This is a genomic window from Bradyrhizobium sp. Leaf396 (assembly GCF_001424605.1).
Classification (GTDB): domain Bacteria; phylum Pseudomonadota; class Alphaproteobacteria; order Rhizobiales; family Xanthobacteraceae; genus Bradyrhizobium; species Bradyrhizobium japonicum_C.
Map to the genome: position 1 here is coordinate 373,076 of NZ_LMQJ01000023.1, position 13,072 is coordinate 386,147.

The 13,072-nt window shown below is 65.4% G+C and carries 14 protein-coding genes; 6 read left to right on the forward strand and 8 right to left on the reverse strand.

Annotated elements, in window-relative coordinates; translation table 11 throughout:
• Window positions 1-72: 72 nt before the first annotated feature.
• The 6 genes from ASG57_RS21890 to ASG57_RS39290 form a co-directional block, all read right to left on the reverse strand.
• Window positions 73-882, reverse strand: coding sequence for a DUF2076 domain-containing protein (locus tag ASG57_RS21890; protein ID WP_024337519.1), 810 nt, complete (start codon window positions 880-882; stop codon window positions 73-75).
• 113 nt (window positions 883-995) lie between these two features.
• Window positions 996-1,841, reverse strand: coding sequence for a ChbG/HpnK family deacetylase (locus ASG57_RS21895; RefSeq protein ID WP_024337520.1), 846 nt, complete (start codon window positions 1,839-1,841; stop codon window positions 996-998).
• Window positions 1,838-2,899: a glycosyltransferase family 2 protein gene (locus tag ASG57_RS21900; RefSeq protein WP_024337521.1), complete on the reverse strand. Its 1,062-nt coding sequence runs from the start codon at window positions 2,897-2,899 to the stop codon at window positions 1,838-1,840. The genes ASG57_RS21895 and ASG57_RS21900 overlap by 4 nt, the downstream gene beginning before the upstream one ends.
• Before the next feature lie 83 nt (window positions 2,900-2,982).
• On the reverse strand, window positions 2,983-3,960 hold the full coding sequence (gene hisG, locus ASG57_RS21905) for an ATP phosphoribosyltransferase (protein ID WP_024337522.1): 978 nt from the start codon (window positions 3,958-3,960) through the stop codon (window positions 2,983-2,985).
• Between the two features lie 3 nt (window positions 3,961-3,963).
• Window positions 3,964-5,112, reverse strand: coding sequence for an ATP phosphoribosyltransferase regulatory subunit (locus tag ASG57_RS21910; protein WP_057197419.1), 1,149 nt, complete (start codon window positions 5,110-5,112; stop codon window positions 3,964-3,966).
• 247 nt (window positions 5,113-5,359) lie between these two features.
• Window positions 5,360-5,791 (reverse strand): hypothetical protein, encoded by a 432-nt coding sequence (locus ASG57_RS39290; protein WP_230646528.1) that lies wholly within the window; start codon window positions 5,789-5,791, stop codon window positions 5,360-5,362.
• A gap of 126 nt (window positions 5,792-5,917) precedes the next feature.
• On the opposite strand from ASG57_RS39290, the gene ASG57_RS21920 reads away from it, so the two are divergent.
• Window positions 5,918-6,370: a hypothetical protein gene (locus ASG57_RS21920; protein WP_230646527.1), complete on the forward strand. Its 453-nt coding sequence runs from the start codon at window positions 5,918-5,920 to the stop codon at window positions 6,368-6,370.
• A gap of 172 nt (window positions 6,371-6,542) precedes the next feature.
• A complete protein-coding gene (locus tag ASG57_RS21925) occupies window positions 6,543-7,391 on the forward strand; it encodes a helix-turn-helix domain-containing protein (RefSeq protein ID WP_230646526.1) in 849 nt (282 codons plus the stop codon).
• On the opposite strand, the gene ASG57_RS21930 is transcribed toward ASG57_RS21925, so the two are convergent.
• Window positions 7,388-8,143 (reverse strand): 16S rRNA (uracil(1498)-N(3))-methyltransferase, encoded by a 756-nt coding sequence (locus ASG57_RS21930; protein WP_057197424.1) that lies wholly within the window; start codon window positions 8,141-8,143, stop codon window positions 7,388-7,390. The genes ASG57_RS21925 and ASG57_RS21930 overlap by 4 nt on opposite strands.
• A 210-nt stretch (window positions 8,144-8,353) precedes the next feature.
• Between ASG57_RS21930 and ASG57_RS21935 the strand changes: the two genes are divergently transcribed.
• Window positions 8,354-9,016 (forward strand): hypothetical protein, encoded by a 663-nt coding sequence (locus tag ASG57_RS21935; protein ID WP_024337528.1) that lies wholly within the window; start codon window positions 8,354-8,356, stop codon window positions 9,014-9,016.
• Window positions 9,013-9,945, forward strand: coding sequence for a 4-hydroxybenzoate octaprenyltransferase (ubiA, locus tag ASG57_RS21940; protein ID WP_057197425.1), 933 nt, complete (start codon window positions 9,013-9,015; stop codon window positions 9,943-9,945). Before ASG57_RS21935 ends, ubiA begins: the two co-directional genes overlap by 4 nt.
• A 106-nt stretch (window positions 9,946-10,051) precedes the next feature.
• Here ubiA and ASG57_RS21945 read toward each other — a convergent pair whose 3' ends face one another.
• A complete protein-coding gene (locus tag ASG57_RS21945; RefSeq protein ID WP_024337530.1) occupies window positions 10,052-10,570 on the reverse strand; it encodes a DUF6101 family protein in 519 nt (172 codons plus the stop codon).
• A 263-nt stretch (window positions 10,571-10,833) separates the two neighbouring features.
• Here ASG57_RS21945 and ASG57_RS21950 point away from each other — a divergent pair, with 263 nt between their 5' ends.
• On the forward strand, window positions 10,834-12,237 hold the full coding sequence (locus ASG57_RS21950) for a TldD/PmbA family protein (protein ID WP_057197427.1): 1,404 nt from the start codon (window positions 10,834-10,836) through the stop codon (window positions 12,235-12,237).
• Window positions 12,224-13,042, forward strand: coding sequence for a 3'(2'),5'-bisphosphate nucleotidase CysQ (locus ASG57_RS21955; RefSeq protein WP_057197429.1), 819 nt, complete (start codon window positions 12,224-12,226; stop codon window positions 13,040-13,042). The genes ASG57_RS21950 and ASG57_RS21955 overlap by 14 nt, the downstream gene beginning before the upstream one ends.
• Window positions 13,043-13,072: the final 30 nt, after the last annotated feature.

The following is a 13,072-nucleotide window of genomic DNA, read 5'->3' on the forward strand; positions in this document are numbered from 1 at the left end:
TCGCGCGAGGTTCGAAATGAAAACGGCCGCCACTTGGGCGGCCGTCTTTGCTTGCGCCACTATCGGGCGACGTCACGCGTAATCGCTGCCGCCGTCGTCGTCGCCGAAATCGCCGTCGTCGGCCATGTCCATGTTGTCGTCGTGATCGTCGTAGCTCTGGTTGTTGTCGTTGTGCCGATCGTCGTTCGACGCCTGATCGAACAAGCCCTGGCGGGAATCGCGGTTCGAGCCGATGTCATTGAGGCCGGCATCGCGCGCCAGCGATCCGCCGGACTGGTCGCCGCCGCCGCCCCAGGGGCTCCCACCAGCGCTGCGGTCGCCGAGAGCATTGCTGTCGCCAAAGCCCTGTTGATGCGATCCACCCATCATGCCGCGGATGCTGGAGAGCAGCAGCGAGCCGCCGACGACGCCGGCCGCGGCCGCCGCCGCCGTACCTAGGAACGAGCCGCCGCCACCGCCCGCGGGCGGGGCGCCAAAACCTTGTCCCGGACCTTGGCCATAAGGCGCGCCGTAGCCCGGCTGGGCCTGCTGCATCGCCTGGCCGCTATTCCATGTCGGGCGCTGCTCGCGCGGCGGCACGTTCGGCACCGAGCCACGTGAGGGTGCCCCGCCGAACAGCGTATCGCGCATGGTGTCGAGGAAGCCGCCGGACTGGGCAGGGTCCGGCGCCTGAGCGGATTCGAGCTCCTGGATGCGATTATGCGCGCGCTTGAGCGCTTCGTCCTGCAGCAGCGTGGTCTGCACCAGCGCATAGACGGCGCCGGGAGCCTTGCGCAGGCCATCGGAGATCGCGGCGACCGCATCGGGATCGCGCGGTGCATTTTCCAGCTTTGAAAGCCGGTCAAAAAGGTCGTCGACGAGCTGGCGTTCCTGCGGCGTCATGATCTCTCTCCTTCGCGCAAACCAAGCGCGCAGGAGATGTAGGGTTCCATTATGGCCCCAACAGTGTCGCCCGGATTAAATTTCCGTATGCGACAAGCTGTCGTTGCGCCGGCTCATCCCAATGTCACCTTGCTGTCCGCCAGCAGGCGCGGGAAGGCGTCGCCGGCGAGATAGGCATGTTCGCGTTCACGCACGTCCGTCATCGGGTCGAGGCTGGCGAGGACGTCATCGACGAACCCGGGATGGCACATCACGAGACCGCCGTCGGGGAGGCCTTCCAGGAACTGCCGCATCAGCGCGCCGAAATCGGCGGCGCGCGTAAAATCATAGGCGCCGGCGAAGCCGGGATTGAAGCTGAGGCCTGCGTTGCCGGCGCGGCGGCGGAATTGCGCGCTGAGACTGTCGAGCACCAGAGCCTTGGGGGACGCCAGCCGCTGCCTGAGCGGTAGATCGCGGCCGCCCTGACGCACCCAGGCGTTCGGCACAGCCTCAACGACCGCATCGACAAAGCCGTCGCGCACCTGCGGGTAGAGCTGCACGTGCTGGTGACCGTCGACGAAATCGGGTGCGCGCCCGAACGCGTCCATGAAGGCTGCCAGCTGCGACTTGACCTCGTTGCGGACGAATTCGCGGTCGAGCCGCCGCAGGAGGCCCGCGCGCAGCAGCTTCGGGAACGGCATGAACATGTCGCCGTCGAGCGGACGGAAGTGCATCGTCAATGGCCGGAACGGCGCCGACAGCGTCACATGCAACCCGATCGCACAGCGCGGGCTGGTCTCGGCCGCGGATTGAAGCGCTTCGACGTCGCTGCGTGCGATCGCCGGCCCCACCATCATCACCGAGGTTGCGTTGAGGCGGCCGCGTTCGATCAGGTCACGGATGCCGCGATTGACGCCCGGGCTGATGCCGTAATCGTCCGCGCAGAGCCAGATCCGCCGCAGGTCCGCGGCCGCGCTCATTCGGCCGCCGTCCTGCTCGCCGCGTCCCGGCTTGAGGCGTCCTGGGCCTTGTCGGCCTCGGAGTGCTTTTCGCTGTGTTCGGCGACGAAGTAGATCGGCCGCGCCTTCAGCTCGGAGAGGATCTTGCCGATATATTCGCCGACGATGCCGATCATGATGAGCTGCACGCCGCCGATGGTCATCAGGCCGATCACGAGCGAGGGATAGCCGGGCACCTGCTTGCCGGTCGTGAGCACCTCCCAGAGGATCGAAAGGCCGAACAGGAAGGCACCTCCGGCGAGAATGACGCCGAACAGGCTGGCGAAGCGCAGCGGTGCCACCGAGAACGAGGTCAGGCCCTCGATCGAGAGGCCGAGCAGGCTTGCGGCGTTGAAGGTGGTGACGCCATGGGCGCGCGCCGCGGGTTCATAGTCTACGCGGATCTGGCGGAAGCCGATCCAGCTGGCGAGGCCCTTGAAGAAACGGTTGCGCTCCGGCAGCTGCCTGAGCGCAGCGACCGCGCGCGGCGACAGCAGGCGGAAATCGCCGGCGTCCTCGGGAATCTTCTGGCGAGCACCCCAATTGATCAGCGCGTAGAAGCCGTGCACCGCGACCCGCCGCAAGAAAGGCTCGTTGTCGCGATGCGCCTTGGCGGTGTAGACGACGTCATAGCCGTCGTCGATCCAGTGCCGCACCAGCTGCTCGACCAGTGCCGGCGGGTGCTGGCCGTCACCGTCCATGAACATGACGGCACCGAGCCGGGCATGGTCGAGGCCCGCCATCAGCGCGGCCTCCTTGCCGAAATTGCGCGACAGCGACACCACCTGGACATCGATCGCGTCCGCGGGCAACGATCGCGCGATCGCCAGCGTCGCATCCTTGCTGCCATCGTCGACATAGACGACCTCGCAGGAGAGGCGATAGCGTTGCCGCAGGGTCTTGGCGAGATCGCAGATGCGCTGATGCAAGGCCGATAGACCCGCCGCCTCGTTGTAGACGGGGATGACGATCGACAGCCCCTTCGCTGCGGCGCTCGCTGCGGTGGTCGTCATGCCGGAAACGTCAGAGCCCAGCGTCATCGATCAAGGTTCCAGAGGTGTTAGATCTTCTCAACAGCATATGGTAGCTGCCGTTTGCTGTCGCTATGCTGAACGAACCTGGCTCAACGTCCCAGAAACGCCTCGAGCTTCGCGAACAGCGGGTTCTCCCGGTCGAACACGTAGTCGAGCGATCCCACCGAGACGGTCTCGGCGCCATGCTCCCGCAGGAAGGTCGCCAGCGCATAAAGCTGCCCTGGTGGGCAGTGCAGCGTCAGCATCCCTGACGAAGTCGGTCCGCCAAAAGGAGCTTCGACGCCGAACCGGCTGTGGGCCTCGCCCAGCAGGGCGGCATCGCACTGCCGGAAGCGGGTCCGGACCTCGCGGTACTTGTTGGCCCGCGCCCGCGCTGCGATGTGATCGAGGATGACACGGGCTGTCTCTCGCGCCTGCGGCGACCAGTCGGCATCCTTCGACGCCACGAGATTGGCCTGGCTGCGCAGGATCACGCCGTCGTCGAGCACCCGCAAGCCGTTGGCGGCGAGCGTCGCGCCGGTCGTGGTGATATCGACGATCAGCTCGGCGCTGCCAGCCGCCGGTGCGCCTTCGGTCGCGCCCGCGCTTTCGACGATGCGGTAATCGGTGATGCCGTGGGTCTGGAAGAACGTACGGGTCAGATTGACGAACTTGGTCGCGACCCGCATCCGCATGTGATGCTGCTCGCGGAAGCCGGTGGTGACGTCATCGAGGTCGGCCATGGTGCGGACGTCGATCCAGGCCTGCGGCACCGCGACGACCACGTCGGCATAGCCGAAGCCGAGCCCCTCGATCAGCGACACGCGCCTGTCGGCATCGGCGATGGTCTCGCGCACCAGATCCTCGCCGGTGACCCCGAGATGCGCGAAGCCGCGCGACAATTGCGATGCGATTTCGCTCGCGGAGAGATAGGCGACCTCGACATTGTCGAGGCCCGCAATCGTGCCGCGGTAGTCGCGGGCGCCGCCGGCCTTCGACAGCTTGAGTCCCGCACGGGCGAAAAAGGCCTCGGCGTTCTCCTGCAAACGGCCCTTGGAAGGAACGGCCAGAACGAATGGCGCGCTCATGACTTAAGCTCCCACCTTGCGGCCGATCTTCGTCAGCGCGTCAACCCAGACCGAGAAGCCGACGGCGGGAATCGGCTCGGCGGAGCCGAGCTGGGTCATCAGCCCGTCATAGCGGCCGCCGGCGATGAGCGGCTCGGCGCCGTTGCCCCTGTGATGAAGCTCGAACTCGAAGCCGGTGTAATAATCGAGGCCGCGCCCGAACGCCGTCGAAAAGCGCGTTTGCTTCACGTCGATGCCACGCGCGGCCATGAAGCCGACGCGGCTCTCGAACTGGTCGATCGCAGCATCGAGATCGAGCTTTGCATCCGCGGTCAGCGCGCGCAACTCGGCGATCGCGTCGTCGGGATTGCCTGAAACGCCCAAGAAGCGCTTGAGCACGACGATCGCCTCGCGCGGCAGGGCGCCGCCCTTCAGCGTGGATTGCTCGAGGAAGCGATCGGCGATCTCGGCCGTGGTGCGGCCGCCAACATTGGTGGTGCCGGCGATCGACATCAGATCGGTGACGAAGGCGAGTGCCGCCTTGCGGTCGGAGCCGGCGAGCGCCGCCAGCACGCCCTGGTATTCGCTGCGGGTCGCCGTGGTCGCGGCCGCCAGCCGCTCCAGATCCTGCTCCAGGCTGACCTTGCGGTTGAAATCCTTGACCAGGCGGCGGCGCCAGACCGGATACAGGTCGAGCGCGTCGAGCAGCGCATTGAACAGCGCGACGTCGCCGGTGCGGATCTCCACATCGCGGACGCCGAAGGCGGCGGTCGCCTCCAGCGCCAGCGCAAGCATCTCGGCATCGGCCGCGGCGCGGTCCTGGCGGGCGAACGATTCGATGCCGGCGTGCAGGAACTCGGAGGGCTGGCCGCTACGGTAGCGAAACACCGGGCCGAGATAGCTGAACCCGGCCGGCTGGCCGGCACGGCCAGAGGCGAGATAGTCGCGCGCAACCGGGATGGTGAGGTCCGGGCGCAGGCAGAGCTCTGCGCCGGAGAGGTCGGTGGTGAGATAAAGGCTCTTGCGGATGTCCTCGCCGGAGAGGTCCAGGAACAGCTCGGCCGGTTGCAGGATCGCCGGCTCGGCCCTGACATAGCCGGCCTGCGCGAACGACAAGAGCAGCGTTTCCGCCCAGGCGGAGCCGGCAGCATTTGAGGTGGCAGTCGCGGTCATCTCTCGGGTCCATCGGCCCGGCGAACCGGGCAGGGCAAGGCAGGCAAGCGGGTTCGCGCAGCCCCTTAGCATGGCCCGGAAGCGGTTTCGACCTCCAAAGGATCAATCGCTTAACAAGTCGGGAGCGCCGCCGGACTGCCGACCGCGCATGAAATAGGCACTGTTTGGACTTCCGTTCCTGGTATTTTGATACCTTGCCTCGCGTCGAGTTTCGCTGCGAGGCGAGGCGGAAGAGAGGATCGGCTTTTCATTCGGTCGGGACGGGAACGTCTCTGGCCGGGTCCGCGGATGATGCATCAGTCGCGGCAAACGCCGACCCTGTTGCGGTGGATTCGGCTTCTTCCGCAAGGTGCTCGGCGAGTTCGAGTACCCTCTGCCTCCTGCGGGGGGTTGTGAGTCGGAGAAACGTTTTGATGAGCCGCAGCGCCTCGAACTGCCTCGCGCTCAACAGAACATCTTCGTTCATAGCCATCTCTTTCATCGCCACCTTGAGGCCGATCGCACTGCCGAAACGCTTGGATGCGTGCTCGCGCACCAAAGTCATGGCGGCAATCGGTTCGACAGAGACGCCGAACATCCAGCATTCACACCTCGCGAACGCGTCGGCAAACGAGGGCTGATTGCGCCCAAGGCCGAGCGTCACAATGAGAAATCGAAGACCGCTGGCAAGTCGTCGCATACTCATTTTGGGTATGGCCGGTGATCCGTTCGCCATAGCCATCGTTTACAACATCAATGTTGGTTCCGATTCATGCGCAATGCTTCAGACATCATCCGGACGGTCTCGCGGCATACGCTGGCCTATATGCTGTTCTCGATGAGCGAGTTGTTCCGGCATTACGACGAGTTTGATCCGCTGGATCTTCTTATCGTTCATGCGGTTCTGAACGCGAATGTCATCCATGTAATGAACGATCCCGTCTTGGACGAGAAATTCTCCAGCATTCATGCCGTCGAGCCGGATGTGATCAAGCAGGGGGTCTCGCGTGCGGCACTCTCCCGCTTTCTCAGCCTTCCGCTCGAGACGGTTCGCCGTCGCGTGACGGGCCTGAAGAGGCGGAAGATTCTTGAAGAGACCAAAGCCGGGCTGATCGTGACCGAGCAGAACGCATTCAGGTTTGGAAACAACCACGAACTGCAGAAGACCAACATGCTGCTGCTGATGAAGCTGCTTCGCGACCTCAAGCGTGCCGGCATCAACGGGCCGGATGATCTGCGTGCCTCCAAGAGCGCCACATCGGCAAAGAAGGCAAAGTAAGCGGCACGGCATGGATCAAGGCCATCTCGATACTGCGCGCCACGGAGCGCAAAATCTGGCCACGGACCTATTGATGTCCTTCCAGGGACTCAAGCCTTCGTCGTCCCTCGAGCTCAGGGCGTATGACATCGACCATTTCGGCGAGACCGAGAGATATGCCGGCGCGTCCAGCATGCCGCTGTCGGTCGGGACGACGGCCATCATGCGGGCCCGGCTCAGCTTGCCGAGCCTGACCCTGTCTCTGGTAAGAACCTTTCCGCGGATCATTCGCGGCTATCAATTGACCAGTGCCGCCGCCTTCGTCGTGCCGATGGATAACGTGACCTCGGCCCGCATCAACGGCCAACCGATGGGCAGTTCTATCGTCATTCTGAAGGGTACCTCTGATTGCGTGGTGTATGAGCCTGAGGGCCGCCTGATGGCTGTCGTGTATTTCGCTCCGCCCCAGCGCGAGCCCTGGGCGCAACTGACTGATGGCTATCATCTGGTGAATCCGGCATCGGAAGTACTCGTCTCGCTGCGCCGTCTGATCTCTGTCACGCTGGAAATCGCGGCTCATGACCCGGACTTCCTGAACCAGCCGATGTCGTTGACGGCCGTCGAGCAGTCCCTGCTCGGCACGATGGAAGCTGCGCTTTGCACCGGCGTAAGCGGCGGACCTGTGTCGTCCGCGACGGAGGGCTATCGGCGGATCGTCGGGGAGATGGAAAGGCTGATCCGGCAAGATCTGACGGTCTGGCACAAGACGACCGAACTCGCCAACCAGGTCGGCGTGTCCGTTCGCACTCTCCAGAGCGCGACACGGGCCATCTGCGGCATGAGCCCGCACCGCTATAGCCGAATCCTGCGACTCTGGTCGGTGCGCAAGCAACTGCGCAGCGGTCCGGCGCGGCGCAGTGTGAAGGCCTGCGCGATTGCACATGGCTTCCGGCATCTGAGCGAGTTTGCGGCGAGCTACAGGGCAGCCTTCGGGGAACTGCCGTCCGAGACCCTGCACCGCGCGATGCGGGAAACGATCTAGCCGCTACCACCGCGCCAATCGCCCAGCACCGCCTGCACCAGCGCCAGGGCGGCCACTGCGGCGGTGTCGGCCCGCATGATCCGCGGGCCCAGCGCCAGCCGCAGGATCTTGGGCTGCCGCAGCAGCAGGGCCCGCTCTTCCTCGGCAAAGCCGCCTTCGGGGCCGATCAGCACGTCGATACCTTCGGCGGCGTCGCGGGCGCCTTGCAGGCTCTGAACGGGATCTTGGACCTCCGCCGCCTCATCGCAGAAGATCAGCAAGCGACCCGCCGGGCGCTGGCTTAGGAAGCGCTCCAGCGGGACCGGCTCGGCAACGGCGGCGATGCTGAGGATCCCGCATTGCTCGGCGGCCTCGACGACATTGGCGCGCATGCGCTCGGTATTGACGCGGGAGGCCTGGGTAAACCGGGTCAGGACTGGTCGCAGGGCGGCGGCCCCCATCTCGATGGCCTTCTGCACCATGTAGTCCAGTCGGGCATGCTTGAGTGGGGCAAAGACATAGGTGAGGTCGGCGAGTCGGTCCTGGGGCCGGGTCTGCTGAAGGATCACCAGGGCATCCGGCCGCTTGCGGCCCTCGATGGCGGCCTGCCATTCGCCGTCGCGGCCGTTGAAGGCCAGGACCGCGGCTCCGGCGGCAAGCCGCAGCACGTTGCCCAGATAATTGCTCTGGTCGCGGTCGAGCGGCACCCGGGCGTCCTGCACGAGGGGGGCGTCGACGAACAGGCGGGGGGCGCGAAAATCGTGGGAGGGCATCGTCAAAGGTCCGACTTGGCGCCGTTCTTAACCGAAATCGGGGCTTCTGGGGGTAAATATCGCCGAATTGATGCGTCCCCGCGCCGCGCTCTTGCCCTATTCAACGGGTTGTTAAGGCCCGGCGGGAATCGTAAAAACGCGAACACGCTGGTTGCGCTTCAATTGGAAAGACGCCGAGTCCCGTAAGCTCCTGCCGGAGAGACTGTCTTCATGATCCGTCATCTGATGGTTCCGATCATCGCTGCCCTGGTCTCCGTGGGGGCCTCCGGCGCTTATGCGCAAAGCGCGTTCCCGGCGCCGCTGCCCAATCAGGCCGCCGCCAATTCCCCGTTTCCCCCCGTCAACGGTTCGGCACCGACCGCTTCAGTCGGCGCGGCGCCGCAATCGTCCTTTCCCGTGAACGGCGCCGCCCCAATCGGCGGCCCCGGCGCCTTCAGCGCGGCTCCGCCGACGCAGGCTGGTCCCGGCGATGACTGCATGAAGGCCTTCGCTCCTCTGCGCGAGGAAGCCGAGAAGCGCGGCAAGCTGATCAAGGCTGCGAGCGACCGCCGCGCACCGCCCGACGAGGCCTGCAAGCTGATCCGCAACTTCAGCCAGGCTGAAGTGAAGATGATCAAATACATCGAGGCCAACGCCGCGAAGTGCGGAATCCCGCCGCAGATCGGCGCGCAGATGAAGGACGGCCACAAGAACACCGAGGCCATGGCGACCAAGGTCTGCAACGTTGCGCAGCAGATGCAGCAGCAACAGGCGCGTCCTGCCGGGCCCTCGCTGAGCGAGGTGCTGGGCTCGGGCTCCGCGCCGGAAGCCAATGCCAGCAGGAAGGGCGGCAGCACCTTCGATACGCTCAACGGAAACGTCCTGACCCGATGAGCGACTCATCCGCCCGCGTTGCCGATTCCACCGGCAACTGGGTCGATACTATCGCGCCGCACTGGTCGCGGCCCTATCTGCGCTTGTCCCGCTTCGACCGTCCGATCGGCTCCTGGCTTCTCTTGATGCCATGCTGGTGGTCGGCGGCGCTCGCCGCCGGCATGGCGCACGACGTTCGCGACCTGCCTCTCACCATCTTGCTGTTCTTCATCGGCGCCTTCGTCATGCGCGGGGCGGGCTGCACGTGGAACGACATCACCGACCGCGATCTCGACGACAAGGTCGAGCGCACGCGCTCGCGACCGCTGCCGTCGGGGCAGGTGACCACGAGACAGGCGCTGGTCTTCATGGTCGCCCAAGCCCTGATCGGCCTCGTGGTGTTGCTGCAGTTCAACCGCTTTGCGATTCTGACCGGCATCGCCTCGCTTTTGATCGTCGCGATCTACCCCTTCATGAAGCGGATCACCTGGTGGCCGCAGATCGTGCTTGGCCTCGCCTTTTCCTGGGGCGCCCTGATGGGGTTCGCGGTCACCTTCGGACGCATCGACCTGACCGCGCTCGTGCTCTATGCCGGCGCCATTTCCTGGGTAATCGGCTACGACACGATCTACGCACATCAGGACGCCGAGGACGATTCGCTGATCGGCATCAAGTCGACCGCGCGCCTTTTCGGCGCGCATACGCATCAGGCGCTGATCCTGTTCTATGGTCTCGCGGTGATGCTGATCGGTGTCGCGCTGGCCTCTGGAGATGCAGGCTGGCCGGCCTGGCTCGGGCTTGCCGCCTTCGCCGTACATCTGGCATCGCAGATCATGCGCTTGAGGATCGACGATCCCGAACTGTGCCTGCGCCTGTTCAAGTCGAACCGCGATGCAGGTCTGCTGCTGTTCGCGGGATTGCTGGCGGATGCGGTCATGCAGGCCGCGTAGCGCATTGCGCAGGGCGGATTGGCCAAGCGCAATCCACCACTGTTTCCATCGACGGAAGCAGAAGAGGCGGGTTACGCCTTTGGCTACCCACCCTGCAAGACCAAACTCAATTCCGCGCGATGATCTCGCGCTCGCCGCGATGAACGGACAGCTCGCGGGCGATGCCGGCACGCCGGCGCATCAAGAATTTCGGGCGCCGGGCGCGGATCGCGTTGGCGCGGCGGCGGCGCGCTGCGGGCTTGCGAGCGCCTTCGTCGAGCTGGGGCAGCGCGAAGAGCTCGCTCCAGATCGCCCAGGCCTCGGCGATCTCGTCAGCATCGGCGCCGACCAGCAGCGGGATGGACAGTGAGGGATCGCGATGCACGAGCACGAGCGTCCGCGCTTCGTCATTGCCACGCAATGCGACGCCGGTGAAGTCGGCGACGCGCACGTTGATCGCCATCTGCATGCCGCGAACGGCACGGCGCAGCACGACACGCTCGCGATGAAGCTCGATTTGCCTGGTGTATCCGTCGGCGCGCGGATCATGCGCATCGAAGCGGACCGGAAGGGAAAGAGGGTCGAGCCGCAGGAAGCGGCTCGACCCGGCGGGAGCGATCCCGCATGTTGCTGTTTGACGCCTCACGGCTTGGTTCTCCCCGCCGGGATTATGTTCCCGGTCGATGCGAGGACCTTATCGCGCCGCTTTCCGAAACCGCTTAAAAAGGCTGGTTAACCTACCGTCACTGCTACTCATGATTGACAAGACCTTGGCGCGCATGATTGACGAGACGTTGCGCCGAAGTCGCGAATCTGAGCTTTTGGCGGGCTGAAAATGCTTGAAGTCCACGCGATCAGGGCACATCTGTGGGTTCCGGTCCCGAACCCCGCCCCAACAGGATTTCGTTCGTGAACTCTTCACCAAGCTCGACGCCTTCGACCCAAAAAACGTCGCAGGCCAATCGCGACCTGTTCGATCAGTCCGCACTTTCCGATCTCGCGCAGCGGCTGGTCGAGGCGGCCAGGCGCGCCGGTGCGGATGCGGCCGATGCGGTCGCGGTGCGGGGCGTCTCGCAGGGCGTCGAGGTTCGCGACGGCCGGGTCGAGGAATCGGAGCGATCCGAGGGTGACGATGTCGGTCTGCGCGTGCTGGTCGGCCAGCGCCAGGCGGTGGTCTCCACCAACGACGTCAGCGGCGATGCCGTGACCAAGCTCGCCGAGCGTGCGGTCGCGATGGCGCGTGTCGCGCCCGACGACAAGTATGTCGGCCTCGCCGATCCCGCGCTGCTCGCGCGCGACTTCCCTGACCTCGACCTGCTCGATCCCGATCTGCCCACGACCGCCGAGCTCGAGCGTCGCGCGCTCGCGGCCGAAGCGGCGGCGCTCGGCGTAAAGGGCGTAACCAAGTCTGGCGGCGCTTCCGCATCCGCCGGCATCGGGGGCATGGTGCTCGTCACCTCCACCGGCTTCCACGGCTCCTATCTGCGCTCCAGCCAGGGCATCTCGGCCACCGCCATATCAGGCGAGGGCACCAGCATGGAGCGCGACTACGACTTCACCTCGGCGCCGCACGGCGCCGATCTGCTGTCCCCGGAGGTGGTCGGCCGTTCCGCCGGCGAGCGCACCGTGGCGCGCTACAATCCGCGCAAGGTCGAGACCTGCAAGGTGCCCGTGGTGTTCGATCCGCGCGTCGCAGGCTCGCTGGTCGGTCATCTGGTCGGCGCCATCAACGGCGCTTCGATCGCGCGCAAGACGAGCTTCTTGAAGGACAAGCTCGGCCAGCAGTTGTTCGCGAAGAACATCCGCATCGTCGATGATCCGCTGCGCCGGCGGGGCCTGCGCTCGCAGACCTTCGATGCCGAAGGCGTCGCAGTGAAGAGGGCGGCGCTGGTCGACGAGGGCGTGCTGACGACCTGGCTGCTCGATTGCGCCACCGCACGCGAACTCGGTCTCACCACCACCGGTCACGCCCATCGCGGCGTTTCCTCCTCGCCCTCGCCCGGTCCGTACAATCTGCATCTCGAGCCTGGCACGCCGACGCCGGCCGAGCTGATCTCCGACATCAAGCAGGGCTTCTACGTCACCGACCTGATCGGTTCAGGCGTCAACGGCGTCACCGGCGACTACAGCCGGGGCGCCTCCGGCTTCTGGATCAAAAACGGCGAGATCACCTATCCCGTCAGCGAGGTGACGATCGCCGGCCATTTGTTCGAGATCTTCAAGTCGATGCAGCCCGCGAACAATCTCGAGTTCCGGTACGGCATCAATGCGCCGACGGTGCGCATCGAGGGTTTGACGCTTGGCGGACGTTGACGCGCACGTACTGGACCCGAAGATCCTGACGCGCGATGCGGCGCTGCTGAAGGACACGGTGAGGGAAGCGGGCGCGCTCGCGCACTCGATGTTCCGCACCGAGCTGAGGAGGTGGACCAAGGGCGCATCCTCGCCGGTGTCGGAGGCCGACATCGCCGTCAACGACCTGCTCGAAGCGCGCCTTCGCACGGCCACTCCCGACTATGGCTGGCTGTCCGAAGAGAGCGCTGACGACGCTGCGCGGCTGTCGCGGCGGCTGACATGGATCGTCGATCCCATCGACGGCACGCGCAATTATCTGGGGGGCCATGACGAATGGTGCGTCAGCGTCGCGCTGGTGGAGGACGCCTCGCCGGTGCTTGCCGCGGTGTTCGCACCGGCCAGCGACGAATTCTTCTTTGCAGTGCGCGGCCAGGGCACGACGCTCAACGACGAGCCGGTCAGCGCGACGGCCGGATCCGAACTCGACTTCGCCCGCGTCGCTGGCCCGAAGCCGCTGGTCGAGCGGCTGAAGCCGTCACTCGGCGACATCAAGCTGCATCGGCGAATCGGCTCGCTCGCGCTACGTCTGTGTCGGGTCGCCCATGGCGCGCTGGATGCGGCCTTTGCGGGGGGCAACAGCCATGATTGGGACCTTGCGGCGGCCGATTTGATCGTGCAGGAAGCGGATGGTAGAATGAGCGACCTCTCCGGAGAACCCATCCTCTATAACCGCCGGGAAGTGGCGCACGGGGTGCTGGTGGCAGCGGGACGCGATCGTCATGCGGGCATTGTCGCGCATTTTCGCAACCGTCCCTTGGCCTGAAGCGCTTCCGTCGTGCTTGTCGAACACTGC

Coding starts and splice junctions, on each gene's coding strand:
- ASG57_RS21925 (WP_230646526.1), top strand. CDS start 6,543: ATGCCGCTGTCGGTCGGGACGACGGCCATCATGCGGGCCCGGCTCAGC.
- ASG57_RS21900 (WP_024337521.1), bottom strand. CDS start 2,899: ATGACGCTGGGCTCTGACGTTTCCGGCATGACGACCACCGCAGCGAGC.
- ASG57_RS21935 (WP_024337528.1), top strand. CDS start 8,354: ATGATCCGTCATCTGATGGTTCCGATCATCGCTGCCCTGGTCTCCGTG.
- ASG57_RS21895 (WP_024337520.1), bottom strand. CDS start 1,841: ATGAGCGCGGCCGCGGACCTGCGGCGGATCTGGCTCTGCGCGGACGAT.
- ASG57_RS39290 (WP_230646528.1), bottom strand. CDS start 5,791: ATGCGACGACTTGCCAGCGGTCTTCGATTTCTCATTGTGACGCTCGGC.
- ASG57_RS21920 (WP_230646527.1), top strand. CDS start 5,918: ATGCTGTTCTCGATGAGCGAGTTGTTCCGGCATTACGACGAGTTTGAT.
- ASG57_RS21890 (WP_024337519.1), bottom strand. CDS start 882: ATGACGCCGCAGGAACGCCAGCTCGTCGACGACCTTTTTGACCGGCTT.
- ubiA (WP_057197425.1), top strand. CDS start 9,013: ATGAGCGACTCATCCGCCCGCGTTGCCGATTCCACCGGCAACTGGGTC.
- hisG (WP_024337522.1), bottom strand. CDS start 3,960: ATGAGCGCGCCATTCGTTCTGGCCGTTCCTTCCAAGGGCCGTTTGCAG.
- ASG57_RS21930 (WP_057197424.1), bottom strand. CDS start 8,143: ATGCCCTCCCACGATTTTCGCGCCCCCCGCCTGTTCGTCGACGCCCCC.
- ASG57_RS21910 (WP_057197419.1), bottom strand. CDS start 5,112: ATGACCGCGACTGCCACCTCAAATGCTGCCGGCTCCGCCTGGGCGGAA.